Source organism: Streptococcus oralis subsp. tigurinus (genome assembly GCF_002093545.1).
GTDB lineage: Bacteria > Bacillota > Bacilli > Lactobacillales > Streptococcaceae > Streptococcus > Streptococcus oralis_C.
In genome coordinates this window covers 168,537-190,768 of the sequence record NZ_LNVF01000002.1, presented here as the reverse complement: position 1 = coordinate 190,768, position 22,232 = coordinate 168,537, and the positions used below count along the sequence as shown (strand labels likewise).

Genomic DNA, 22,232 nt, shown 5'->3' with positions numbered 1-22,232 from the left:
CCTTTATTTATCTTTTAATCCAAGACCCAAGTCAATGAGTTTGAGTTTCACTTCTTCCAAACTCTTGCGTCCAAGATTTCGTACTTTCATCATCTCTGCTTCAGATTTTTCTGTCAAATCATGCACAGTGTTGATACCGGCACGTTTCAAACAGTTGTATGAACGCACAGACAAGTCCAGTTCCTCAATCGTACGATCCAAAATACGATCGTCAGATTCAGTATCAGCTTCTTTCATCACTTCAGTTGACTTAGCAATCTCAGTAAGATTTGTAAACAAATCAAGATGTTCTGTCAAGATACGTGCTGAAAGCCCTAAAGCATCTTCTGGAATAATTGTTCCATTAGTCAAGATTTCAAGGGTTAATTTGTCAAATCCATCATTGCTACCTACACGAGCAGGCTCTACTTGATAGTTGACTTTTGTAACTGGTGTATAAATAGAATCTACAGCAAGTGTTCCAACTGGTGCATTATCTTTTTTGTTTTCATCAGCAGGTACATATCCACGACCACTGTTAACAGTCATTGTCGCTTTTAGAGAAGAACCTTCACCGATTGTAAAGAGATAATGATCTGGATTTACAATCTCAATATCACTATCAGTCAAAATGTCTCCAGCTGTAATTTCAGCGGGACCTTCAACGTCAAGTTCAATGATTTTTTCGTCTTCAACGTATGATTTCACTGCAATCCCTTTAATGTTCAGAATGATTTGCATCACGTCTTCACGAACACCTGGAACTGTGTCGAACTCATGCAAGACACCTTCAATGTTGATAGATGTCACTGCTGCTCCTGGTAGAGAAGCTAGTAGTACACGACGAAGAGAGTTACCAAGAGTTGTACCGTAGCCACGTTCAAGTGGTTCGATTACAAACTTGCCATAATCTTTATTTTCATCAATTTTTGTTATATTTGGTTTTTCAAACTCAATCATTTAGTTACTCCCTCTTAAACGAAAAGCAGTGTAATGCGATGATTATACACGGCGACGTTTTGGAGGACGAGCACCATTGTGTGGCACTGGAGTCACATCACGAATTGCTGTTACTTCAAGACCAGCGGCAGCAAGCGCACGAATAGCTGACTCACGACCAGAACCTGGACCTTTTACAGTAACTTCAACTGATTTAAGACCGTGTTCTTGTGCAGATTTAGCAGCAGCTTCTGAAGCCATTTGAGCAGCGAATGGTGTAGATTTACGAGAACCTTTGAAACCAAGAGCACCAGCTGATGACCAAGCAATTGCATTACCATGCACATCAGTAATCATAACAATAGTGTTATTAAATGTAGCGTGAATATGAGCAATACCAGATTCGATATTCTTTTTCACACGACGTTTACGTGTTGGTTTAGCCAAGACTTTTACCTCCTATATTATTTTTTCTTACCAGCAATCGCAACAGCTTTACCTTTACGAGTGCGAGCGTTGTTTTTAGTGTTTTGTCCACGGACAGGAAGTCCACGACGGTGACGAATACCACGGTAAGAACCGATTTCCATCAAACGTTTGATGTTCAAGTTTACTTCACGACGAAGGTCACCTTCAACTTTGATTGCATCCACTTCACGACGGATAGCATCTTCTTGATCTGATGTAAGGTCACGTACACGAACATCTTCTGAGATTCCAGCAGCAGCCAAAATTTTCTTAGATGTTGCAAGTCCGATACCATAAACGTAAGTCAATGAGATTACTACGCGTTTGTCATTTGGAATGTCAACTCCAGCAATACGAGCCATGTTTTCTCCTTTCTATCTTATCCTTGACGTTGTTTGTGTTTTGGATTTGCTGGGCAAATTACCATAACACGACCATTACGACGAATTACTTTACAGTATTCGCAAATTGGTTTGACCGATGGTCTTACTTTCATTTCTTATCCCTCCAAGTTTTTCGATTATTTAAAGCGGTAAGTGATACGTCCACGTGTCAAGTCATATGGACTCATCTCGACAGTAACACGATCTCCCGCTAAAATACGAATATAGTTTTTACGAATTTTACCAGAAACTGTTGCTAAAATCTGATGTCCATTTTCAAGTTCAACCGTAAACATTGCGTTAGGCATTGTATCGACTACTTTGCCTTCAACTTCAATCACATCGTCTTTTGCCACGCAAAAGCACCTCCATAAATTTCGATTTGATGCCTCTAAACATAGAGACAACAATTATAAGTCAGACTATCTCAGTATAACATTTGTAGCGATTTTTTGCAAGTGTGAAAAACGCTTTATTTCAAATTTGTCAATACTTTTTTGATGTCTTTGAACACATCATTGATATCTTGATTTCCTTCGATATCGTGGACCAAACCTTTGGCACGGTAGTGAGCAATGATTGGTTCACCTTGTGCGATATTGACATCCAAACGACGCTTAACTGTCTCAGGTTTGTCATCTTCGCGTTGGTAGTAATCTTCTTCTTTGTAGTCAACTGGTGGGTTGAAAACTTTGTGGAAGGTTTCACCTGTTTCGCGGTGGATGATGCGGCCACTCAAACGTTCCAAGAGACAGTCTGGGTTCACTTCGATGTTGATTACACCTTCCAGCTCGATACCAAGTTCAGCCAATGTTTTGTCCAAGGCATGCGCTTGTTCAATCGTACGTGGGTAACCATCCAACAAGAAACCTGTTTCCTTGATGTCGTCCTGAGAAAGGCGTTCTTTAACAATTCCATTTGTAACTTCATCCGGAACCAACTCACCTTTGTCAATATATGACTTGGCAAGTACACCCATTTCAGTTTGATTAGCCATAGCAGCACGGAACATATCTCCAGTTGAAATATGTGCCACGTGGAATTGCTCCACAATTTTAGCTGCTTGCGTTCCCTTACCTGCTCCAGGTAAGCCCATAATCAAAAGATTCATGATAGGATCTCCTTATTTTGTATTTAAATAGAAGCAGAAATTTGTTTCAACCCCTATTTAAAAACAAAATAGAAGAGGGGAGACGAAAGTCTCTCTGATAGGTAGACCTTCATACTCCACTCTCTAAGCAAAAGTAATCTTGCTTTTATTCTGTTTTATCCATGAAACCAACATACTTACGTTTCAATAAGTAACCTTCTAACTGTTTGATTCCTTCGATACCGGTCGAGATAATGATCAAAAGACTAGTTCCCCCAAAAGCAACAGCTTCTGAAAGACCAAAGACATCTTTTGCCACAATCGGCAAGATTGAAATCACACCAAGGAAGATTGATCCGACAGTCGCAAGGCGACGAAGAAGTTTTGACATGAATTCTTCAGTACCCTTACCAGGACGGACACCATGAATGTAAGCTCCACTCTTTTGCAAGTTTTCTGCTGCTTTCTCTGGATTGATCTGTACAAATGTATAGAAGAATGTAAAGAGAATGATGAGCAAGGCATACATGGCAACACCTGTCGGAGATGTTGTAGATAGCATTTCCTGTGCTGTACGTACCCAAGCCCAATCGTGACCTGTAGCACTCAAAAATTGAAGAATGGCTGCAGGTGCAGCTGTAATAGAGCTTGCAAAGATAACTGGGATAACCCCCGCTGGGTTCACCTTCAATGGAAGGTATGAACTAGATGGGGCACCTTGAGCAACTTTTGTATATTGGATTGGAATTTTATACTCTGCCTGTTGAACATAGGTTGTAAAGTAAACAATCAACAAGACAGCGATAATCAAAATAACGACAAAGATAATAGATGAAGTCAAACGGCTACTTGGAATATTGACGAAGTAGTCAACATAGATGCCTTTAATCATCTCAGGGATTGAAGCAACAATACCTGCAAAGATAATCATAGACACACCATTTCCGTATCCTTTATCCGTAATTTGTTCTCCAAGCCAAGTTACAATCATACTACCTGCTGTGAGGATAATACCAATGGTAACAAAAACCTGTGGAGTTAAAGCTGTCGTTAATAATTTCGCTCCAGATAGGGTATTAAACCCTGCTGTAATCCCGATAGATTGAACGAATGCAAGCACAAGTGCAATATATCGAGTAGCTTGGTTTAGTTTTCTCCGTCCTACTTCTCCTTGTTTGCCCCATTCTACAAACTTCGGTAAAATATCCATTTGTAGCAATTGAACAACGATGGAAGCAGTGATATACGGACTTACTCCGAGTGCGAAAACGGAGAAGTTCTTCATGGCATTCCCTGAAACAAGACTAAGCATGTTCAAGAAAGATAATCCGCTGAGAGCTTCCAAACTTTTCGCATTCACACCTGGAACAGTAATACTTGTCCCAATACGGAAAACAAGAATGATAAAAATCGTAAAGAGAATTTTTGATCGAACTTGTTTAACCTTGAGCGCTTCTTTTAATAATTTAAAAAACATGGGTCACCTCTCTTAGATGACTTCTACAGAACCACCTTTAGCAGTGATAGCTTCCTCAGCTGATTTAGAGAATTTAGCTGCTTTCACAGTCAATTTCTTAGTCAACTCACCGTTACCAAGAATTTTAACTCCTGATTTTTCAGCTTTCACAATTCCTGCTTCGATTAGCACAACTGGAGTTACTTCTGCACCGTCTTCAAAGACGTTCAATTGGTCAAGGTTTACAATTGCGTATTCTTTAGCGTTGATGTTAGTGAATCCACGTTTTGGAAGACGACGGAACAATGGAGTTTGTCCACCTTCAAAACCAAGGCGAACTCCGCCACCGCTACGAGCTTTTTGACCTTTTTGACCGCGACCAGATGTTTTACCGTTACCTGATGAAGTACCACGACCAACACGGTTACGTACTTTACGAGAACCTTCTGCAGGTTTCAATTCATGAAGTTTCATTATTGTTTTCTCCTCTTTTGTAAAATGCTAGCGCCGATAAGAGAGAAAAGGTTGTCTCCCTTATCAACTCGCCTATACATTCGTCATCTTAGATGACTATATCTAGTTTTAGGGGATGAGTATTGCCACATCCCCTAAAAATCATTAGTTTACTTCTTCAACTGTTACCAAGTGAGATACTGCAGTGATCATACCACGGATAGCAGCATTATCTTCTTTAATAACAGAGCTGTTCAATTTGCCAAGTCCAAGTGCTACAACAGTTTTACGTTGTGATGGAATGCGTCCGATTGGAGACTTAGTCAAAGTAATTTTAATTTGAGCCATTTTATCCCCTTTCTTATGCCAAATCAGAAACTGAAATACCACGAAGGGCAGCAACTTCTTCAGCGCGTTTCAATTGTTTCAAACCTTCAACAGTTGCGCGAACAATGTTGATTGGAGTGTTAGAAGCAAGTGATTTAGATGTAATATCTGCCACACCTGCCAATTCCACAACGGCACGAACCGCACCACCAGCGGCAACTCCAGAACCTTCTACAGCAGGTTTCAACAATACTTTAGCTCCACCGAATTCTGAAAGAACTTCGTGTGGGATTGTTGTTCCAACCATAGGAACTTCAATCAAGTTTTTCTTAGCATCTTCTACTGCTTTGCGGATTGCTTCTGGAACTTCTTGAGCCTTACCAGTACCAAATCCTACACGACCGTTGTGGTCACCGACAACAACAAGAGCTGCGAAACGAAGACGACGTCCACCTTTAACAACTTTTGTAACACGGTTGACAGCAACTACGCGTTCTTCTAATTCAACTGCATTGTCTTTAAATGCCATTTTCTAGTGTCCTCCTATTAGAATTTCAATCCGTTTTCACGAGCTGCATCAGCCAAAGCTTTCACACGTCCGTGATATAGATATCCACCGCGGTCGAACACCACTTCTGAAATACCTTTAGCGTTTGCACGTTCTGCAACGAGTTTACCGACAGCAACGGCTTGTTCAGTTTTAGTTCCTTTTGAAACTTCTTTGTCAAGAGTTGAAGCACTTGCGAGCGTTACACCCGCTACGTCATCAATCACTTGAGCGTAGATGCCTGTATTAGAACGGAATACGTTCAAACGTGGGCGATCAGCAGTTCCAGAGAGTTTTCCGCGAACGCGACGGTGGCGTTTTTGACGGAGTTTGTTTTTATCTGGTTTAGAAATCACAGTTTTCACCTCTTTAGTTTTAAATCGCGTGCTATGCACAAAGTTGGAAAATAGGTTGGTGGTTGAAAATCAACCACTCAACATTATTTACCTGTTTTACCTTCTTTAAGACGAACGTACTCTCCAACGTAACGAATACCTTTACCTTTGTAAGGTTCTGGTGAACGAAGGCTACGTACGTAAGCAGCTGTTTGACCAACCACTTCTTTTGAAATTCCGCTAACAACGATTGTTGTTGGGTTTGGAAGTTCAAAAGTAATCCCTTCTGGAGCTTCAACTTCATCTGGATGAGATTTACCAACAGCCAAAACAAGTTTTGATCCTTGAAGTTGTGCACGGTAACCAACCCCACGCATTTCAAGTTCTTTCTTGAATCCTTCTGATACACCAATTACCATGTTGTTCAAAAGGGCACGAGTAGTTCCGTGGATAGTTTTCATTTCTTTTGAATCGTTTGGACGGTGAAGAGTTACTTCAGTACCTTCCACGCGAATTTCAATATCTTTTGAGAACTTACGAGTAAGTTCTCCTTTAGGTCCTTTTACAGTTACTACGTTGTCATTGTTAGTGACTTCAACACCAGCAGGCAACACGATAACTTTATTACCAATACGTGACATGTTTATTTTCTCCTGTTAAATTGTCAGGCCTAAATGGCCAGTTTTCACGGGGTTAAAGATACTCATTGAGTTCAATAGCTAAATTGAACTCGCTCTAAGAACTGTGCAAAATAAATAAGTTGGCTTGTTTGTAAACAAACTTCTCCGACTTCCTAATTTTGCTTTGTTCTTTACGAGCTTTGTATCTGATTTGAGTTCGAGCTAAGAATTTGGTGAAAAAGATAAGTTTGTCTTAGAGCATCACTCCTGCTACAAACTTTCTATTTCCACAGCATTCTTTTAACGCTCTCACATCATCAATTACCAAACGTAAGCGATAACTTCCCCACCAACATTCTTTTGGCGTGCTTCTTTATCAGTAAGCAAACCTTCAGAAGTTGAAAGGATAGCAATTCCAAGTCCGTTAAGTACTTTTGGAAGATCTTCACGTTTTTTGTAGACACGAAGTCCTGGTTTAGAAACACGTTTCAAGTTAGTGATAACTTTTTCACCGTTTGGTCCATATTTAAGGAATACACGGATGATGCCTTGTTTGTCATCTTCGATGATTTCAACGTTTTTTACAAAACCTTCGCGTTTAAGGATTTCAGCAATCCCTTTTTTGATATTTGATGCAGGTACTTCAAGTACTTCGTGTTTCGCTTGGTTAGCGTTACGAATACGAGTTAGGAAGTCTGCGATTGGGTCAGTCATAACCATTTTGTTTTTCTCCTCTTACTAGTAGTTTGCAAGTTGCACTTGCTAGTTAACACATGATACAAAGAGCGTAACAGCAAGAGCAAAAATAGGCAATTTGATGCAGGAGCGATGCTCCAAAGCAAATTGGTCTTTTTTGCCAAAGCTGTAGCTCGTGTTCAAATTGGCAAGCCCAACTGAACCCGGGCTAAACTCTGCGTGAAAAAGATAAACTTTCCTAGAAACTTCAGTTTCTTCGTCAAGTTTCCTATTTTCACCTGGAGTTTTGACGCCCTTGATATCTTAAATTACCAAGATGCTTTTGTTACACCAGGAATTTGTCCTTTGTAAGCTAATTCACGGAAGCAAACACGGCAAAGTTTAAATTTGCGGTAAACTGAATGTGGACGACCACATTTTTCACAACGAGTATAAGCTTGAGTAGAGAACTTCGCTGGACGTTTGTTCTTAGCAATCATTGATTTTTTAGCCATTAGATTTACCTCCTATATTATTTTGCAAAAGGCATTCCAAGGCCTGTAAGCAATGCACGTGACTCTTCGTCAGTGTTAGCAGTTGTTACGATAACGATGTCAAGACCACGAGTTTTGTCAACGTCATCAAAGTTGATTTCTGGGAAGATCAATTGTTCTTTCACACCAAGAGTGTAGTTTCCGCGTCCATCAAATGATTTTGTTGGAACACCGTGGAAGTCACGCACACGTGGAAGTGAAACTGAAACCAATTTATCCAAGAATTCGTACATACGTTCCCCACGAAGGGTAACTTTTGCACCGATCGCTACACCTTCACGAAGACGGAAGCCGGCGATTGATTTTTTAGCTTTAGTGATAAGTGGTTTTTGACCTGAGATAAGTGCCAATTCTTCAGCAGCTTTTTCAAGGCTTTTAGCGTTTGATACAGCTTCACCAACACCCATGTTCAAAACGATCTTATCTACTTTAGGCACAGCCATCACTGATGAGTAGTTGAATTGTTCTGTCAAAGCAGGAACTACTTCATTAAGATATTTTTCTTTTAAACGATTTGCCATTATACTTCTCCTTTCCTTCGTGATTAATCAAGCACTTCGCCTGATTTTTTGTTGTAGCGAACTTTTTTACCGTCTACAAATTTGTAACCAACACGACCAGCTACACCATTTTTGTCCAATACTTGAACGTTTGATACGTGGATAGCTGCTTCTTTCTCGATGACACCACCTTGAGGAAGCTCGTTAGTTGGACGTTGGTGTTTCTTAACGATGTTAACACCTTCAACGATAACTTTGTTTACTTTTGGAAGGGCAGTAAGGACAACAGCTTCTGTTCCCTTATCTTTACCAGCGATTACGCGAACTTTGTCGCCTTTTTTTACAAACATTAGGTTTCTCCTTGATTTTTCTTACGCCCACAAGGGCACCCTAGCTTGAAGCTAGGGGACTAGTTTGTTTCTAAAAATTAAAGTACTTCTGGAGCAAGTGACACGATCTTCATGAAGCCACCTTCACGTAATTCACGTGCAACCGGGCCAAAGATACGTGTTCCGCGAGGAGTTTTGTCATCACGGATGATAACAGCTGCATTTTCGTCAAACTTGATGTATGAACCATCAGCGCGACGAGCACCTGATTTAGTACGAACGATAACAGCTTTTACAACGTCACCTTTTTTAACCGCACCACCAGGAGTAGCTTGTTTTACAGATGCCACAATGACATCACCGATGTTCGCAAATTTACGTTTAGAACCACCAAGAACTTTGATAGTCAAGATTTCACGTGCACCGCTGTTGTCTGCGACTTTCAAACGAGTTTCTGTTTGAATCATTTCAGTTTTCTCCTTTCAGGCTTGATTAGATGATAACCGCTTCTTCAACAACTTCTACAAGACGGAAACGTTTTGTAGCTGAAAGCGGGCGAGTTTCCATGATACGTACGATATCGCCTTCTTTGGCAACATTGTTTTCATCATGTGCTTTGTATTTCTTAGAGTAGTTAATACGTTTACCATAGACTGGGTGGTTACGTTTTGTTTCAACTACAACTGTGATTGTCTTGTCCATTTTGTCAGATACAACACGTCCAACAAGAACTTTACGATTATTGCGTTCCATTGAAATTTCTCCTTCCCTAGTCTATTATTTCACTTCAGATTGAACTGTTTTGATACGAGCGATTTGTTTTTTAACTTCTTTCAAGCGAGCTGTTTGTTCCAATTGACCAGTAGCAGCTTGGAAACGAAGTTCAAACAATTCTTTTTTCAATTCGTTTTCGCGCTTCGCGAGTTCTTCTTGAGAAAGACCACGAAGTTCTTTAACAAATTCTTTTACTTCATTAAGTTTCATGCCTTCTCCTTATTCTGCTTCACGTTTTACGAATTTAGTTTTAACTGGCAATTTGTGGCTAGCAAGACGAAGCGCTTCACGTGCAATCTCTTCAGATACACCAGCGATTTCGAACATCACTTTACCGCGTTTAACTGGTGCAACCCAACCTTCAGGTGCCCCTTTACCAGATCCCATACGCACACCGATAGCTTTAGCAGTGTATGATTTGTGTGGGAAGATTTTAATCCAAACTTTACCACCACGTTTCATATAACGAGTCATGGCGATACGAGCAGCTTCGATTTGGCGGTTAGTAATCCAGTGGCTAGTTGTAGCTTGAAGACCGTATTCACCGAATGCTACTTCTTTTCCACCTTTTGCTTCACCGCGCATTTTTCCACGGAATTCACGACGGTGTTTAACACGTTTAGGTACTAACATTGGTTATTTACCTCCTTTAGTGTTTTTACGAGCTGGAAGAACTTCACCACGGTAGATCCATACTTTAACACCAAGTTTACCGTATGTAGTATCTGCTTCTTCCCAAGCGTAATCGATATCTGCACGAAGTGTGTGGAGTGGAACAGTTCCTTCTGAGTATCCTTCAGCACGGGCAATATCTGCACCGTTCAAACGACCTGATACTTGAGTTTTGATTCCTTTAGCCCCAGCACGCATTGCGCGTTGGATTGCTTGTTTTTGTGCACGACGGAAAGCGACACGTTGCTCCAATTGACGAGCAATTCCTTCACCTACAAGGTGAGCATCCAAATCAGGTTGTTTGATTTCGATGATGTTGATGTGTACTTGTTTTCCAGTCAATTTGTTAAGTTTTGCACGGAGTGCATCAACGTTAGCACCACCTTTACCGATAACCATACCTGGTTTAGCAGTGTGAAGTGAAACGTTAACTTTGTTTACTGCGCGCTCAATTTCGATTGTTGAAACTGCTGCGTCAGCAAGTTCTTTTTGAACGAATTTACGGATTGCAAGATCTTCATGAAGGTAATCCGCGTATTCTTTTTCAGCATACCATTTGGCATCCCAATCACGGATGATGCCGACACGCATACCAATTGGATGTACTTTTTGACCCACGATGTTACCTCCTTATTTTTCTGCAACAGCCACAGTGATGTGAGCTGTACGTTTGTTGATTGGTGAAGCTGAACCTTTCGCACGTGGACGAAAACGTTTCATAGTTGGTCCTTCGTTTGCGAATGCTTCAGATACTACCAAGTTAGCTTTGTCCAAACCAAAGTTGTTTTCAGCATTAGCTACAGCTGAGTTCAAAACTTTCAAGATGATTTCAGCAGCTTTGTTTGGTGTGAATGTCAAGATTGCAATAGCGTCGGCTACGCTTTTACCACGAATATTGTCAAGAACAAGACGTGATTTACGAGGTGAAACACGTACTGTACGAGCCATTGCTTTAGCTGAAGTAATTTCTGCCATTTATGTTCTCCTTATTTTCTACGTGTTTTCTTGTCGTCTGCAGCGTGACCTTTGTAAGTACGAGTCGGTGCGAATTCACCAAGTTTGTGACCTACCATGTCTTCTTGGATGTAAACAGGTACGTGTTTACGTCCGTCATAAACTGCAATAGTGTAACCAATGAAACTTGGGAAGATCGTTGAACGACGTGACCAAGTTTTGATAACTTTTTTCTTTTCGTCGTTAGCTTGAGCTTCAACTTTTTTCATCAAATGCTCATCGACGAAAGGTCCTTTTTTAAGACTGCGTCCCATTTTTATGTTTTCTCCTTTAAATGTTGTACCACAGCGGCTTGCGCTCACATGGAGCGCTACCGAGCTGGCGGATTATCTAGCGCTTATGCGACTAGTTTTAAATTATTTCTCGTTGCGACGACGAACGATAAGTTTGTCAGATTTCGCTTTCTTGTTACGAGTTTTAAGACCAAGAGCAGGTTTGCCCCATGGAGTAGATGGCGCTTTACGACCAACTGGTGCTTTACCTTCACCACCACCGTGTGGGTGATCGTTAGGGTTCATTACAGAACCACGAACTGTTGGGCGGATACCTTTCCAACGGCTACGTCCTGCTTTACCAAGGTTTACAAGTCCATGTTGTTCGTTTCCGACAACACCAACTGTTGCACGACAAGTTCCAAGAATCATACGAACTTCGCCAGATTGAAGACGAACAAGAACATACTTACCTTCTTGACCCAATACTTGAGCAGAAGCTCCAGCTGCACGGACCAATTCTCCACCACGACCTGGTTTCAACTCGATGTTGTGGATCAAAGTACCAACTGGGATGTTAGCAAGCGGAAGAGCGTTTCCGACTTTGATATCTGCTTCTGGACCTGAAACGATACGTTGACCAACTTCAAGACCTTTTGGAGCGATGATATATGCTTTCACACCGTCTGTGTAGTGTACAAGAGCGATGTTTGCAGAACGGTTTGGATCGTACTCGATAGTTTTAACAACTGCTTCAACGTTGTCTTTGCTACGTTTGAAGTCAACCAAACGGTAGAAACGTTTGTGCCCACCACCTTGGTGACGAACAGTGATACGACCGTTGTTGTTACGACCAGCCTTGTTCTTCAAAGCAACAAGCAACGATTTTTCAGGAGCGCTTGTTGTGATTTCAGCGAAATCCAAAGAAGTCATATTACGGCGACCGTTTGTTGTTGGTTTATAAACACGAATTCCCACGATATTTCCTCCTTAGATTATTCAGCTTCAGCAGCAAACAACTCGATTGCTTTTGAATCAGCTGTAAGTGTGATGATAGCTTTTTTAGTTTTGTTAGTAAAACCAGTGTAACGTCCAACACGTTTAGCTTTAGGTTTTACGTTGATTGTGTTGACATTTGCAACCTTAACACCTTCAAAAGCAGCTTCAACAGCTTGCTTAATCAAAAGTTTGTGCGCACGAGTGTCAACTTCAAATACATACTTTCCTGCTTCAAGTTGAGCCATTGAGCTTTCAGTGATAACAGGTTTTTTGATAACATCATACAAATTCATTATGCAAGAACCTCCTCGATTTTAGAGATAGCTGCTTGAGTAACAAGAAGTTTGTCACTATTTGCGATGTCAAGAACACTTGCAGTTGTAGCAGTCGCAACTTTCACGTTTGGAAGGTTACGAGCTGAAAGAGCTGCGAATTCGTTTCCTTCTTCAAGAATAACAAGGACTTTAGAATCGATGCTCAAAGCTGCAAGAACTTTTGCAAATTCAGCAGTTTTTGGAGCTGTAAATTCAAGAGAATCAACGGCTACAAATTTGTTTTCAGCAACTTTTTCTGAGTAAACAGATTTAAGCGCAAGGCGACGAACTTTTTGAGGAAGTTTGTACGCATAGCTACGTGGAGTTGGTCCGAAGACAGTTCCACCACCACGCCATTGTGGAGAGCGGATAGAACCTTGACGAGCACGTCCAGTTCCTTTTTGACGCCATGGTTTGCGTCCGCCACCTGAAACAGCTGAGCGATTTTTAACTGCGTGAGTTCCTTGACGAAGGCTAGCACGTTGGCTGATGATCACATCAAACACAACAGATTGGTTTGGTTCAATACCAAAGATTGCATCGTTAAGAACAACTTCGCCAGCTTGTTTACCAGTTTGGTCGAATAATGTTACATTTGCCATTTTGACTGTATTCCCCTTTCCTTATTATTTACCAGCTTTAACTGCTGACTTGATAGTGATAAGAGATTTCTTAGCACCTGGTACGTTACCTTTGATAAGGATAACGTTCTTTTCTGGAACAACTTGTACAACTTCAAGGTTTTGAATTGTTACACGGTCGCCACCCATACGTCCTGCAAGGTTTTTACCTTTAAATACGCGGTTAGGTGCAACAGGTCCCATAGAACCTGGACGACGGTGGTAACGAGAACCGTGAGCCATTGGTCCACGTGATTGTCCGTGGCGTTTGATAACACCTTGGAAACCTTTACCTTTAGAAGTACCAGTTACGTCAACAACGTCTCCAGCTGCGAATGTTTCAACTGTGATTTCAGCACCAACTTCCAAGCCTTCAACGTTTTTGAATTCACGAATGAAGCGCTTAGGAGCCGTGTTAGCTTTCGCTACATGTCCTTTAGCAGGTTTGTTGCTCAATACTTCGCGTTTGTCATCGAAACCAACTTGGATAGCGTTGTATCCGTCTGTTTCTACAGTTTTAACTTGAAGAACAACGTTTGGAGTTGCTTCAATAACTGTTACAGGGATCAATTCGCCAGCTTCAGTGAAGATTTGAGTCATTCCCACTTTTTTCCCTAAGATTCCTTTTGTCATGAGAAAATAGTTCCTTTTCTATATTTTTTATTCAAAAAGTTTTTAACGAGCGTTTTTCATGCTCAAGGTATCAAGCTTTAAATTAAAGTTTGATTTCTACGTTTACACCACTTGGAAGATCCAATTTCATCAACGCATCAACTGTTTTTTGAGTTGGGTTAACGATATCGATCAAACGTTTGTGTGTACGCATTTCAAATTGTTCGCGAGAGTCTTTGTATTTGTGAGTCGCACGAATGATTGTGTAGAGGCTACGTTCAGTCGGAAGTGGGATTGGACCCGCAACTTGTGCACCTGTACGAGTAGCTGATTCTACGATTTTAGCAGCCGCTGTGTCAAGCGTACGGTGTTCGTAAGCTTTTAAACGGATACGGATTTTTTTGTTTGCCATCTTTTTCTCCTTTTCGTCTATTTAAGATAATAGGCTAGCTCCACAAGAAAACCGACGCGCGTTGCGTGGCAATGCAACCGAGCGTGTCGCAACCTCTTGCATCAAAGCTAAGGCTGTATTTTACAGCACCATAATAGAATAACACAAAGCCCCTGCGATTGCAAGGGATTTGTGAGCTTTTTTTCGTTTTTTTGGGATGAAACTGTTTTCCTATTTCATCTTCATACAATTACTAATTTACGACTATTAAAACCAATCTTTTCTTCTATATAGTACGAGTCATTTTGACTTTGAATTTGTCTTGCGATTGATCCACTAAGATATCTGCTTTAGACTCGGTTTCTCTATAGTAACGCAGATACTGCTCCCGTCTCATCTGATGGCTAGCTAACACAAAGGAAGCATCTCGATTTCTCATCATCGTATCTCGAGCTAGACGCCTTTTTAATTCTGTTTCTTCGTCCGCGTAGAAGCAGATGGTTTTGTCAAAGAGTTCCTTGGGTAGAAAGCCCACAGACATCCCTTCAACAATCAGAATTGGTTTTGCTCCAGATAAGATTTCACTAGCCTTCCACGGTTCATCGATTGTTAAGACATCCATACCTGCCTGCAAAGCGAGAATATCTCTCTGTAAACTTGCCAGTTCATGCACCACTGGGAGACAAGCTGTCACCTTTTGATCTGGCGCTTTCTTTGGCACTACCAGGTGACGTTCTGAGGTGATATAGGGATCTGTTTCTAGTAAATTTACTGTAGTAGAATCTAGGACTTGAAACAATTCTTGAGCAAAGGTAGACTTACCTGATGCCCCGTGACCATAAATCCCCAGTGTTTTGACTTTCTCTGACTCTATCTCTGAAACCAGGCTGTCTATTAACTCTCTTTTGTTCACTCTCTTTTCACCTGTTCATAGCTTTCTTTTCCGTCATTGAGCTTATCCCAAATCACTACTTGCCCACTTTTGAGAGATTTTTGCACATCGATAATCCGTTGATTAGAGGAACCTCGAAACTGGAGCATGAGATTGCGCTTGCTTTTATCATACCGTCCATCGACAAGGATGTCAATCAGCGACAAGAGTTCCAGTTTATCTGGAGTTTCCAGCATCATTTCTTCCCACGTGTAGCCCGTCCAGGACCAGATGTCTTTGTCTGGCAATTCCTTTCGAATGCGTTTAACGAGTGGTAAGAGAATGCCCGTATTAAGAAAGGGCTCTCCTCCTAGCAAGGTCAAGCCTTGAACATAAGGTTGGGCAAGATCTTCCATAATCTGTTCTTCTAATTCTGCTGTATAGGGAATGCCTGCGTTGAAAGACCAAGTCGCAACATTATAGCACCCCTCGCAGTGAAACATACAGCCTGATACATAGAGAGAGTTGCGCACACCTTCTCCATCGACAAAGTTAAAGGCCTTATAATCAATGATCCGCCCTTTACTAAGTTCCTCACTTTTCCATTCACCCGGTTTTGGTGTATTCCATGTCATCCTTTTACTCCAAATCTATCCAGTAACGTTCTACGCCATTGCGAACATCTTCAAACACCCCACCATTTGCCACAATCACCGCCCTACTAGCTGGGTTTTCCACACTACAGGTCACAAGCGCTTTTTTGATGTTCTTTTCCTTGGCAACTTGCAGGCCTTGTCTGAGGGATTCTTTGGCATAACCTTTGCCTCTTTCAGATGGACGAATGGAGTAGCCAATATGGCCCCCATTTTCTAGTAAGTAGTCATTTAATCGGAGACGAAGGTTGAGAAAGCCAAGAGCCTGGCTTGCTACGTCAAAACTAACCAGCTGGATAGCAGGAACCCAGTTTTCAGGAATATTGAGTCCCGCTTCCGCTTGAAGATTATCTTCTAGCCACTCTTCATAAACAAAATTGTTGGCGTTCCAAAACCCACCATCGTGGGCTGATTGAGTCTGTTCAAACTCTGCCATCATCTCTAAAACTGTTTCTTTATCTGCCAATATCGGTCTACGTAGTTCCATCCTTACCTCCCACCTAAGAGAAAAGCGAGAGCGGACTCTCACTTTTCTTTTTTCTTGTTCTTGTTTAAAAACTGTTCTCTAAGGTTAAGCAAGCGTTCTTTTTTACCTGTTCCACCTTTAGAGTGTTTCTCGTGATAACGGGTCACTTGAGCGCGTCCCTTATCATCCAATTGGTATTTCCCCATTCCGTCTCTTTCTAGTTTGTTACTTTATGTCCAGGTGTCTTAATGGTTGAACCATTCATATGTTTCACACGCGCAGCGATTTCCTTATGGCGCCCATTGACCATCGGACGAGCCTGAGGGTTACCTAGATAGCCACAAGTTCGTTTGACTACATCTACTGTTTTAGGGTCGCTATTCCCACAGTTTGGACAAGTAAAGCCCCTCTCTGTCGGTTCAAAATCCCCTTCAAAGTCACACTTATAACAATGATCAATCGGAGTATTGGTCCCTAGATACCCTACACGATCATAGGCGTAGTCCCAGACAGCTTCCAAGGCTTTAGGATTTTGTTGGAGAACTGGATACTCACAGTAGTGGATGAAACCACCTGTTGCACCTGCTTCTGGATAAGCCTTCTCAAAGTCCAATTTTTCAAACGGCGTTGGATTTTTACGCACATCATAGTGGAACGAGTTGGTGTAGTATTCCTTGTCTGTAATATCAGGAATAGAACCGAACTTTTCTGTATCCAAGCGACAGAAGCGATCTGTTAGACTTTCAGACGGTGTCGAGTAGATAGAGAAATGGTAGCCATATTGGTCAGACCACTCTTCCACCCGACGTTTCATATCGCGAATGATATCCAGTGTGAATTCCTTGGCTTCTGGATTGTGTTCCCAGCTATTTCCAAAGAAGACTGTAGCCACTTCGTACAAACCGATGTAGCCCAATGAAACTGTCGCACGACGATTCTTAAAGAGCTGATCAACGCTCTCGTCTTTTCCAAGACGGCGTCCGAAGGCCCCGTACTGATAGAGAATAGGGGCGTTTGCTGGTGTTGCTTCCTTGGTCCGTTCAACACGGTAAACTAGAGCATCTTCTGCGATGTTCATCCGCTCGTTGAAGATTTCCCAGAACTTATTCATGTCGCCCTCAGACTCAAGGGCAATGCGAGGAAGGTTGACCGTCACAACACCTAGATTCATCCGACCAGAATTGACTTCTACGCCATTCTCATCCTTCCATCCTTGAAGGAAAGAACGGCATCCCATAGGTACCTTGAAAGAACCAGTCAACTCGATAATCTTATCATAGGATAAGACATCCGGGTACATCCGTTTGGTTGCACACTCGAGGGCCAACTGTTTGATGTCATAGTTTGGAGTCCCTTCTTCCAAGTTAAGGCCTCTTTTAAGCGTAAAGATGAGTTTAGGGAAGATGGCTGTGCGGTGTTCTGAGCCAAGCCCCTTGATACGAATGGTCAAGATAGCTTTTTGAATTTCCCGTTCAAAACGACTAGTTCCTAGACCAAAACCTAGTGAAGTAAAAGGTGTTTGTCCATTTGAAGTGAAGAGGGTGTTGATTTCATACTCAAGAGATTGCATGGCATCATAGATGTCTTTTTGGGTTTTCTTCCAAGCATAATCATCCCGTTTTTCAGGCAAGACCCATTCTTTCGCATCCTTGAGGTGCTTTTGGTAATTCTTCTCTGCATAAGGCGCCAAGACTTCATCAATACGGTCAGCTGAACAGCCCCCGTACTGGCTAGAAGCAACGTTGGCGATAATCTGAGAAATCTGAGCTGTCGCAGTCTGGATAGACTTGGGACTCTCTACCTCTGCATTCCCAATTTTAAAACCATTTTCCAACATCCCTTTAAAATCAATCAAACAGCAGTTGGTCATAGGAGTGTAGGGGCTGTAGTCCAAGTCATGATAGTGTATATCCCCTTTTTGGTGAGCATTGGCTACGTGCTTAGGAAGCATTTGCAATCCGATTGATTTCCCCACAATCCCTGCTGTCAAATCACGTTGAGTATTAAAGACATCGCTGTCTTTATTGGCATTTTCATTGACAACCGCTTGATCTTTATTGAGAAGTTTATGAATGCTAAAGTTGATATCTGTCGCTTTTGAGCGCTCAAAATCCCTCTGTGTCCGATAAGTGATATACTCTTCAGCCAAGGCATATTCTTTGGCTTCAAGAAGTTCATGTTCTACGATATTCTGAATCTCATAAATCTTCACACCTTTAGGGAAACGACTGTGAATTTCCGTCACGATTCTTTCAACTAGACCATTTAGGCGTTTTTCTACTAGAGGCGTAACGTCCATAACCTTTTCCGCCGCCTTGTGGAGAGCCTTGTCAATCTTGTCTACATCAAATACTACACGTCTACCATCTCGTTTTTCAACGAACAAGGTGGGAACGGTTGCAAGCTTTTCTTCTAATACAATCATATCCATGCTCTTTTCTAAAATATTGTTAAATAGTTTATATTCAGTATTATACCACTCTAAAAATAAAAATCAATATCTTGTGTTAAAAATCCTAAAATTTTTAAAATTCCACAAGATATTGATTTTTGTTATTTGAATTTATAAAGCTTAAACTCGCTAGTATCTGTCTGAACAAGCTCATAGTTTTCACTGAGCCAGCTCTCTACATCTGACCACAAGGCAACTTTTTGATTGACCACAATCATCTTCGGTTGATTCTCTTTCAGATCATTCATCAGTTTGGTTTTATTTTCGTCGCTTGCAGTATAGAGTGTTGGAGTTGATAGAGAAGTCGGCGCCAAGCGTTCACTTGCACGGTAGAAATCAGGACGATCATCCCAAGCATAGACACGATCCTCAGAACTCGTTTGCTGTTTTACCATGCTAGCAAGACGTTCTCTCTCCTGATAAGTCGCTGGATGCGAAAGGTAGCGACTCACGATAGGAAGAACAATAAGATAGGCAAGGGCAATCAGTGGTAGATAGAAATTTCCTTTAAGGAAAGAAGTTTGTTTCTCACGTCTTCTTCTACGACGACTGCCTCCATCCGAAACATCTTCCTTGATTCCTGTCAGAAGGAGCAAGACCAAGAAAGGAATTAGTACCACAAGATGAGTACCGTTGATGGGTTCTTTGGAAAAAATCAAGAGCCCCAAAGAAAGCAATAAGCCCAAACTAGCAGCAATCGATAGGGAATATTGCTTAGCTGATTTTGACTGGAACAAACCAGAAAAGAGCAAACTAAGGGAACCTAGCCCAATAGCAAGTAAGCCGTAGAAGGCTGCATTTTCAAGCAAATGCGCATTTGAAAAGAGGCTAAGAGTATTTACCGGATACAAGGTCTGGCTAATGGCATCCCCAAAACTACCTGTTAATACTGTATAGTAGCCCAAAGGATAGAATAAGAGTGAGAACCCTAAGGCTGACGCAAAAAATTGATATAAACCATGAACAAAGTGACCTTTGCCTAAGTTAAAGCCGATAATTCCCAAGGCTAGTGTAGCTGCAAATAAGGCTGTTGGGATTGGCGCAAGGAAGAAAGCGAGAGCAAGGCTCATACCAACACGTAAAAATCCTTTGTCACCGTTTGGATAAGCTAGGTAGTTCGTAACAATGCTAAGTGAATAAAATAGGAAAGGCAAGGCTAGCAAGAGAGCATAGCCACCACCAAAAGCGAGACCTGCTAACAACAAATTAAACACAAACACAAGCTGCTTGGCTTCTTCTACACGGTCTGTAAGACTATCCGCAGATTTAAAAAGAAAAACGCCTGCTCCAAACAAGGCCAACCACTCAACCAAAGCAATCAGAATACTGCCTTGTGAAAGATAGGCAAGCAGGTAATAGAGCAATCCCTCCGTCCCAAAATAATCTGTATACATTTGACCATTTTGATGCAAAGCCCAACCGGTATAAAGATCCTGAGTTTGTCGCGGACTCACTAAACCAAAAATAAGGGGGATAACCACAGAAATAGCTGTAGCCACTAAACTCCAAAGCAAGATACTAAAAAAGGGGATCGGAGCTCCTTCTCGCTTTTCTGGAACAGACCAGTCTTGGTAATGAGATTCTTCTTGTTTCTCATCTATTTTCCCATATACATTCATTCAATTTCTCCTCTAAGTTTATCTGTTTTAGTATATCAAAATCTTACAGGAATGTCAGCTTGGGATTGATATTTGCTGAATTTCTTATCCAATATCGCAAAGCGTTCGATTTCACGAAAACGGTGGAATCGACTGTCTCTATACTCTCTAATAAAATCGTCATCTTCTAGATTAAGCATGTTTTTCTCCTTTACCTATCTATTCGTAAGAAGACAAAAAAGATCCAGCCTTGGGCTAGATCTTGATGGATAGTTAGAGCATAGGTGCAAACAACTGGACAATTTCCTTGATCAGGCTTTGATACCAGCTTGTTTTGATGGTGTGGGGATAAATTTCTTGAGAAACTTTAAAAATCTCTTCAAAGTCCCTTTCAATATCGATGATGGACTGCGTTCTATAAAGCAAGACGGCATTTTCATAGTGATGAAGCAAACTCCGATAGTCAAAATTGATGGTTCCCACAGTAGCCGCCTCTCCATCAACAAGCATTTGCTTGCTATGAAGGAATCCCGGGCTATACTCATAAATACGAACCCCCGCAGATAGCAAGTCTGGGTAGGCTCCTCGAGTAACTAACTGAATAACCTTTTTATCTGGGATACACGGCGTCACAATTCGCACATCTACCCCTCTCAATGCTGCATTTTTAATACTTTCAGTTAGATCGTAGTCAGCAATCAGATAGGGAGTCGTGATGTAGACGTAGTCTGTAGCTTGATTGATAAGGTTTTGATAGACCGTTTTTCCAACCTGGGCTCGGTAGATGGGTTTGGGACCGCTACTGTAAGGGATACAAAGCCCCATCCCATCTTTGGGTTGATTTTCGAGATGGTATTGGTCAAAGTCACTAATTTCTCCACGGTTAATATACCAAGTTGATAAAAAGAGTCTAGTAAAAGCCTTAACTGCCGATCCATCTAGGCGAATACCGCTATCCTTCCAGTAACCAAAGCGTTCGATATGGTTGATATACTCATCTGCTAGATTGGCACCACCTGTATACGCAATCTGCCCATCGATAATCATGATTTTACGGTGGTCACGGTTGTTATAGGCAACGGTCAAGCGTGGAATCACCTTGTTAAATTTATGGGCTTCAATCCCTCGGCTACGAAGCTGGATGGTATAATCCCCAGGTAAGGTTGCCATGCATCCAATATCGTCATAAAGAAGCTTAACTTCTACTCCTTGAGCAGCCTTTTCTTCCAAAATCTCTAAAATGCTATTCCACATCAAGCCTTCTTCGATGATATAGTATTCAAGAAAGATAAATTTCTCCGCTTTTTTGAGATCCTCTAGCATCTGACGCCACATGCTTTCCCCTGAAGGGAAAAAATGGGTATCCGTTCGATTATAGACATCTGCATTCGTGTCCATACTGAGGAGAGATTTGATAACCCCGTAAGCCGACTTGTCTTGTTCTTTTAACTCCAAACGGAGAGCTCTGCTATTGTCCTCTCGGTAAACCATTGATTGGAGCTGCTTTAGCTGCTTCAATTCTTTTTTAGATAAACGGCGCTCTCCAAACATGATATAGAGTAAGGGTCCAAACACTGGCACAAAGGCTACTAACAACCATGTTACCTTACTCTCAGGATTCATAGATCGATTAACAATCGATACAATGGTCGCTAAGCTTACTAAAATGACAAGGATAATCCAGAGAATCGGAGCCATCTGCCCTAGATAGAGAAATAAACCAAAGACGATAAACAACTCTGCCAACATGATGGTAATACTAAAACCATACTTAGACATGAGTAGCTGCATTTTTCTAGCTGTCATACATCCCCTTCCTTTTCTAACATTCTCCCTCGTCGCTTGATAAACTAATCTTTCTACTAGTATACCTCAGTTCAGGGGTAGATAGCAACCTTTTACTCTTGCCCTTCCATTTTCAGATGCGTA

General features: G+C 41.5%; 36 protein-coding genes. All 36 read right to left on the bottom strand.

Translation table 11 applies throughout. The annotated features are described in order from the left end of the window. Positions 1–3 precede the first annotated feature (3 nt). Positions 4–939 carry a DNA-directed RNA polymerase subunit alpha gene (locus ATE34_RS04965; protein ID WP_000568993.1) on the bottom strand — a complete coding sequence of 312 codons (936 nt, stop codon included), beginning with the start codon at positions 937–939 and terminating at the stop codon, positions 4–6. Positions 940–981: 42 nt separating this feature from the next. Continuing rightward, the gene (gene rpsK, locus ATE34_RS04960; protein ID WP_001118385.1) at positions 982–1,365 is read right to left on the bottom strand and encodes a 30S ribosomal protein S11; all 384 of its coding nucleotides are present in this window, start codon (positions 1,363–1,365) and stop codon (positions 982–984) included. A 17-nt stretch (positions 1,366–1,382) separates the two neighbouring features. Further along, complete coding sequence (rpsM, locus tag ATE34_RS04955) at positions 1,383–1,748, bottom strand: 30S ribosomal protein S13 (RefSeq protein ID WP_000090781.1); 366 nt, start codon at positions 1,746–1,748, stop codon at positions 1,383–1,385. Between the two features lie 17 nt (positions 1,749–1,765). Next, positions 1,766–1,882 carry a 50S ribosomal protein L36 gene (gene rpmJ, locus ATE34_RS04950; RefSeq protein WP_001808836.1) on the bottom strand — a complete coding sequence of 39 codons (117 nt, stop codon included), beginning with the start codon at positions 1,880–1,882 and terminating at the stop codon, positions 1,766–1,768. Between the two features lie 24 nt (positions 1,883–1,906). Then, positions 1,907–2,125 (bottom strand): translation initiation factor IF-1, encoded by a 219-nt coding sequence (gene infA, locus ATE34_RS04945; RefSeq protein ID WP_001029883.1) that lies wholly within the window; start codon positions 2,123–2,125, stop codon positions 1,907–1,909. Between the two features lie 116 nt (positions 2,126–2,241). Then, the gene (locus ATE34_RS04940; protein WP_001050434.1) at positions 2,242–2,880 is read right to left on the bottom strand and encodes an adenylate kinase; all 639 of its coding nucleotides are present in this window, start codon (positions 2,878–2,880) and stop codon (positions 2,242–2,244) included. Between the two features lie 145 nt (positions 2,881–3,025). Next, on the bottom strand, positions 3,026–4,336 hold the full coding sequence (gene secY / locus ATE34_RS04935; RefSeq protein WP_000465387.1) for a preprotein translocase subunit SecY: 1,311 nt from the start codon (positions 4,334–4,336) through the stop codon (positions 3,026–3,028). A 12-nt stretch (positions 4,337–4,348) separates the two neighbouring features. Then, entirely contained in the window at positions 4,349–4,789 is a 441-nt protein-coding gene (rplO, locus tag ATE34_RS04930) for a 50S ribosomal protein L15 (protein ID WP_000766089.1), read from the bottom strand. Between the two features lie 144 nt (positions 4,790–4,933). Next, positions 4,934–5,116 (bottom strand): 50S ribosomal protein L30, encoded by a 183-nt coding sequence (gene rpmD, locus ATE34_RS04925; RefSeq protein WP_000057241.1) that lies wholly within the window; start codon positions 5,114–5,116, stop codon positions 4,934–4,936. 13 nt (positions 5,117–5,129) lie between these two features. Then, the gene (gene rpsE / locus ATE34_RS04920) at positions 5,130–5,624 is read right to left on the bottom strand and encodes a 30S ribosomal protein S5 (RefSeq protein WP_084911213.1); all 495 of its coding nucleotides are present in this window, start codon (positions 5,622–5,624) and stop codon (positions 5,130–5,132) included. Positions 5,625–5,641: 17 nt separating this feature from the next. Next, positions 5,642–5,998 (bottom strand): 50S ribosomal protein L18, encoded by a 357-nt coding sequence (rplR, locus tag ATE34_RS04915; RefSeq protein ID WP_000624044.1) that lies wholly within the window; start codon positions 5,996–5,998, stop codon positions 5,642–5,644. An 83-nt stretch (positions 5,999–6,081) separates the two neighbouring features. Beyond that, positions 6,082–6,618, bottom strand: a complete 537-nt coding sequence (gene rplF, locus ATE34_RS04910) for a 50S ribosomal protein L6 (protein WP_000086642.1) — start codon at positions 6,616–6,618, stop codon at positions 6,082–6,084. A gap of 300 nt (positions 6,619–6,918) precedes the next feature. After that, positions 6,919–7,317: a 30S ribosomal protein S8 gene (gene rpsH, locus ATE34_RS04905; RefSeq protein WP_000245504.1), complete on the bottom strand. Its 399-nt coding sequence runs from the start codon at positions 7,315–7,317 to the stop codon at positions 6,919–6,921. Between the two features lie 284 nt (positions 7,318–7,601). After that, the gene (locus ATE34_RS04900) at positions 7,602–7,787 is read right to left on the bottom strand and encodes a type Z 30S ribosomal protein S14 (protein WP_001085697.1); all 186 of its coding nucleotides are present in this window, start codon (positions 7,785–7,787) and stop codon (positions 7,602–7,604) included. A 17-nt stretch (positions 7,788–7,804) separates the two neighbouring features. Continuing rightward, on the bottom strand, positions 7,805–8,347 hold the full coding sequence (gene rplE / locus ATE34_RS04895) for a 50S ribosomal protein L5 (protein ID WP_000013542.1): 543 nt from the start codon (positions 8,345–8,347) through the stop codon (positions 7,805–7,807). A 23-nt stretch (positions 8,348–8,370) separates the two neighbouring features. Next, the gene (gene rplX, locus ATE34_RS04890; RefSeq protein ID WP_084911212.1) at positions 8,371–8,676 is read right to left on the bottom strand and encodes a 50S ribosomal protein L24; all 306 of its coding nucleotides are present in this window, start codon (positions 8,674–8,676) and stop codon (positions 8,371–8,373) included. A 77-nt stretch (positions 8,677–8,753) separates the two neighbouring features. Next, positions 8,754–9,122 carry a 50S ribosomal protein L14 gene (rplN, locus tag ATE34_RS04885; RefSeq protein WP_000616547.1) on the bottom strand — a complete coding sequence of 123 codons (369 nt, stop codon included), beginning with the start codon at positions 9,120–9,122 and terminating at the stop codon, positions 8,754–8,756. Positions 9,123–9,147: 25 nt separating this feature from the next. Next, entirely contained in the window at positions 9,148–9,408 is a 261-nt protein-coding gene (gene rpsQ / locus ATE34_RS04880) for a 30S ribosomal protein S17 (RefSeq protein ID WP_000440801.1), read from the bottom strand. Positions 9,409–9,432: 24 nt separating this feature from the next. Next, the gene (rpmC, locus tag ATE34_RS04875; protein WP_049522447.1) at positions 9,433–9,639 is read right to left on the bottom strand and encodes a 50S ribosomal protein L29; all 207 of its coding nucleotides are present in this window, start codon (positions 9,637–9,639) and stop codon (positions 9,433–9,435) included. A 9-nt stretch (positions 9,640–9,648) separates the two neighbouring features. After that, the gene (gene rplP / locus ATE34_RS04870; protein ID WP_000960947.1) at positions 9,649–10,062 is read right to left on the bottom strand and encodes a 50S ribosomal protein L16; all 414 of its coding nucleotides are present in this window, start codon (positions 10,060–10,062) and stop codon (positions 9,649–9,651) included. Between the two features lie 3 nt (positions 10,063–10,065). Continuing rightward, a complete protein-coding gene (gene rpsC / locus ATE34_RS04865) occupies positions 10,066–10,719 on the bottom strand; it encodes a 30S ribosomal protein S3 (RefSeq protein ID WP_000529936.1) in 654 nt (217 codons plus the stop codon). A 12-nt stretch (positions 10,720–10,731) separates the two neighbouring features. Further along, the gene (gene rplV, locus ATE34_RS04860) at positions 10,732–11,076 is read right to left on the bottom strand and encodes a 50S ribosomal protein L22 (protein ID WP_000818137.1); all 345 of its coding nucleotides are present in this window, start codon (positions 11,074–11,076) and stop codon (positions 10,732–10,734) included. Positions 11,077–11,087: 11 nt separating this feature from the next. Beyond that, the gene (rpsS, locus tag ATE34_RS04855) at positions 11,088–11,369 is read right to left on the bottom strand and encodes a 30S ribosomal protein S19 (protein WP_000533766.1); all 282 of its coding nucleotides are present in this window, start codon (positions 11,367–11,369) and stop codon (positions 11,088–11,090) included. A gap of 102 nt (positions 11,370–11,471) precedes the next feature. Next, positions 11,472–12,305 carry a 50S ribosomal protein L2 gene (gene rplB, locus ATE34_RS04850; RefSeq protein WP_061598873.1) on the bottom strand — a complete coding sequence of 278 codons (834 nt, stop codon included), beginning with the start codon at positions 12,303–12,305 and terminating at the stop codon, positions 11,472–11,474. Positions 12,306–12,322: 17 nt separating this feature from the next. Continuing rightward, on the bottom strand, positions 12,323–12,619 hold the full coding sequence (locus ATE34_RS04845) for a 50S ribosomal protein L23 (protein WP_001055347.1): 297 nt from the start codon (positions 12,617–12,619) through the stop codon (positions 12,323–12,325). Continuing rightward, positions 12,619–13,242: a 50S ribosomal protein L4 gene (gene rplD, locus ATE34_RS04840; RefSeq protein WP_000024550.1), complete on the bottom strand. Its 624-nt coding sequence runs from the start codon at positions 13,240–13,242 to the stop codon at positions 12,619–12,621. The genes ATE34_RS04845 and rplD overlap by 1 nt, the downstream gene beginning before the upstream one ends. 24 nt (positions 13,243–13,266) lie before the next feature. Further along, positions 13,267–13,893 carry a 50S ribosomal protein L3 gene (gene rplC, locus ATE34_RS04835; RefSeq protein ID WP_000160197.1) on the bottom strand — a complete coding sequence of 209 codons (627 nt, stop codon included), beginning with the start codon at positions 13,891–13,893 and terminating at the stop codon, positions 13,267–13,269. 82 nt (positions 13,894–13,975) lie between these two features. Then, the gene (rpsJ, locus tag ATE34_RS04830; RefSeq protein WP_001284513.1) at positions 13,976–14,284 is read right to left on the bottom strand and encodes a 30S ribosomal protein S10; all 309 of its coding nucleotides are present in this window, start codon (positions 14,282–14,284) and stop codon (positions 13,976–13,978) included. Between the two features lie 265 nt (positions 14,285–14,549). After that, a complete protein-coding gene (locus ATE34_RS04825) occupies positions 14,550–15,176 on the bottom strand; it encodes a uridine kinase family protein (protein WP_061598875.1) in 627 nt (208 codons plus the stop codon). Next, positions 15,173–15,769, bottom strand: coding sequence for an anaerobic ribonucleoside-triphosphate reductase activating protein (gene nrdG / locus ATE34_RS04820; protein ID WP_000220159.1), 597 nt, complete (start codon positions 15,767–15,769; stop codon positions 15,173–15,175). The genes ATE34_RS04825 and nrdG overlap by 4 nt, the downstream gene beginning before the upstream one ends. Positions 15,770–15,773: 4 nt before the next feature. Further along, positions 15,774–16,274: a GNAT family N-acetyltransferase gene (locus tag ATE34_RS04815; protein WP_061598877.1), complete on the bottom strand. Its 501-nt coding sequence runs from the start codon at positions 16,272–16,274 to the stop codon at positions 15,774–15,776. A gap of 38 nt (positions 16,275–16,312) precedes the next feature. After that, positions 16,313–16,459: a hypothetical protein gene (locus ATE34_RS04810; RefSeq protein WP_061598879.1), complete on the bottom strand. Its 147-nt coding sequence runs from the start codon at positions 16,457–16,459 to the stop codon at positions 16,313–16,315. Between the two features lie 11 nt (positions 16,460–16,470). Next, positions 16,471–18,678 carry an anaerobic ribonucleoside-triphosphate reductase gene (gene nrdD, locus ATE34_RS04805; RefSeq protein WP_061598988.1) on the bottom strand — a complete coding sequence of 736 codons (2,208 nt, stop codon included), beginning with the start codon at positions 18,676–18,678 and terminating at the stop codon, positions 16,471–16,473. A gap of 128 nt (positions 18,679–18,806) precedes the next feature. Further along, positions 18,807–20,324, bottom strand: a complete 1,518-nt coding sequence (locus ATE34_RS04800; RefSeq protein ID WP_061598881.1) for a hypothetical protein — start codon at positions 20,322–20,324, stop codon at positions 18,807–18,809. Positions 20,325–20,359: 35 nt separating this feature from the next. Next, complete coding sequence (locus ATE34_RS11065) at positions 20,360–20,503, bottom strand: hypothetical protein (protein WP_009729685.1); 144 nt, start codon at positions 20,501–20,503, stop codon at positions 20,360–20,362. A 73-nt stretch (positions 20,504–20,576) separates the two neighbouring features. Beyond that, positions 20,577–22,109, bottom strand: coding sequence for a cardiolipin synthase (gene cls, locus ATE34_RS04795; RefSeq protein ID WP_061598883.1), 1,533 nt, complete (start codon positions 22,107–22,109; stop codon positions 20,577–20,579). Between the last annotated feature and the right edge of the window lie 123 nt (positions 22,110–22,232).

Bases quoted from the DNA above. Each gene is read 5' to 3' on its own strand.
- nrdD (WP_061598988.1), bottom strand. From the start codon at position 18,678: ATGATTGTATTAGAAGAAAAGCTTGCAACCGTTCCCACCTTGTTCGTT.
- rpmJ (WP_001808836.1), bottom strand. From the start codon at position 1,882: ATGAAAGTAAGACCATCGGTCAAACCAATTTGCGAATACTGTAAAGTA.
- rplC (WP_000160197.1), bottom strand. From the start codon at position 13,893: ATGACAAAAGGAATCTTAGGGAAAAAAGTGGGAATGACTCAAATCTTC.
- cls (WP_061598883.1), bottom strand. From the start codon at position 22,109: ATGACAGCTAGAAAAATGCAGCTACTCATGTCTAAGTATGGTTTTAGT.
- rpsQ (WP_000440801.1), bottom strand. From the start codon at position 9,408: ATGGAACGCAATAATCGTAAAGTTCTTGTTGGACGTGTTGTATCTGAC.
- ATE34_RS04800 (WP_061598881.1), bottom strand. From the start codon at position 20,324: ATGAATGTATATGGGAAAATAGATGAGAAACAAGAAGAATCTCATTAC.
- ATE34_RS04940 (WP_001050434.1), bottom strand. From the start codon at position 2,880: ATGAATCTTTTGATTATGGGCTTACCTGGAGCAGGTAAGGGAACGCAA.
- rplV (WP_000818137.1), bottom strand. From the start codon at position 11,076: ATGGCAGAAATTACTTCAGCTAAAGCAATGGCTCGTACAGTACGTGTT.
- rplP (WP_000960947.1), bottom strand. From the start codon at position 10,062: ATGTTAGTACCTAAACGTGTTAAACACCGTCGTGAATTCCGTGGAAAA.
- rplO (WP_000766089.1), bottom strand. From the start codon at position 4,789: ATGAAACTTCATGAATTGAAACCTGCAGAAGGTTCTCGTAAAGTACGT.
- ATE34_RS04900 (WP_001085697.1), bottom strand. From the start codon at position 7,787: ATGGCTAAAAAATCAATGATTGCTAAGAACAAACGTCCAGCGAAGTTC.
- rpmD (WP_000057241.1), bottom strand. From the start codon at position 5,116: ATGGCTCAAATTAAAATTACTTTGACTAAGTCTCCAATCGGACGCATT.
- ATE34_RS04965 (WP_000568993.1), bottom strand. From the start codon at position 939: ATGATTGAGTTTGAAAAACCAAATATAACAAAAATTGATGAAAATAAA.
- rplN (WP_000616547.1), bottom strand. From the start codon at position 9,122: ATGATTCAAACAGAAACTCGTTTGAAAGTCGCAGACAACAGCGGTGCA.
- rplX (WP_084911212.1), bottom strand. From the start codon at position 8,676: ATGTTTGTAAAAAAAGGCGACAAAGTTCGCGTAATCGCTGGTAAAGAT.
- rpsJ (WP_001284513.1), bottom strand. From the start codon at position 14,284: ATGGCAAACAAAAAAATCCGTATCCGTTTAAAAGCTTACGAACACCGT.
- rplD (WP_000024550.1), bottom strand. From the start codon at position 13,242: ATGGCAAATGTAACATTATTCGACCAAACTGGTAAACAAGCTGGCGAA.
- rpsH (WP_000245504.1), bottom strand. From the start codon at position 7,317: ATGGTTATGACTGACCCAATCGCAGACTTCCTAACTCGTATTCGTAAC.
- rpsS (WP_000533766.1), bottom strand. From the start codon at position 11,369: ATGGGACGCAGTCTTAAAAAAGGACCTTTCGTCGATGAGCATTTGATG.
- rplF (WP_000086642.1), bottom strand. From the start codon at position 6,618: ATGTCACGTATTGGTAATAAAGTTATCGTGTTGCCTGCTGGTGTTGAA.
- rplE (WP_000013542.1), bottom strand. From the start codon at position 8,347: ATGGCAAATCGTTTAAAAGAAAAATATCTTAATGAAGTAGTTCCTGCT.
- ATE34_RS11065 (WP_009729685.1), bottom strand. From the start codon at position 20,503: ATGCTTAATCTAGAAGATGACGATTTTATTAGAGAGTATAGAGACAGT.
- rpsE (WP_084911213.1), bottom strand. From the start codon at position 5,624: ATGGCATTTAAAGACAATGCAGTTGAATTAGAAGAACGCGTAGTTGCT.
- ATE34_RS04810 (WP_061598879.1), bottom strand. From the start codon at position 16,459: ATGGGGAAATACCAATTGGATGATAAGGGACGCGCTCAAGTGACCCGT.
- secY (WP_000465387.1), bottom strand. From the start codon at position 4,336: ATGTTTTTTAAATTATTAAAAGAAGCGCTCAAGGTTAAACAAGTTCGA.
- ATE34_RS04845 (WP_001055347.1), bottom strand. From the start codon at position 12,619: ATGAATTTGTATGATGTTATCAAAAAACCTGTTATCACTGAAAGCTCA.
- rpmC (WP_049522447.1), bottom strand. From the start codon at position 9,639: ATGAAACTTAATGAAGTAAAAGAATTTGTTAAAGAACTTCGTGGTCTT.
- nrdG (WP_000220159.1), bottom strand. From the start codon at position 15,769: ATGACATGGAATACACCAAAACCGGGTGAATGGAAAAGTGAGGAACTT.
- rpsM (WP_000090781.1), bottom strand. From the start codon at position 1,748: ATGGCTCGTATTGCTGGAGTTGACATTCCAAATGACAAACGCGTAGTA.
- ATE34_RS04815 (WP_061598877.1), bottom strand. From the start codon at position 16,274: ATGGAACTACGTAGACCGATATTGGCAGATAAAGAAACAGTTTTAGAG.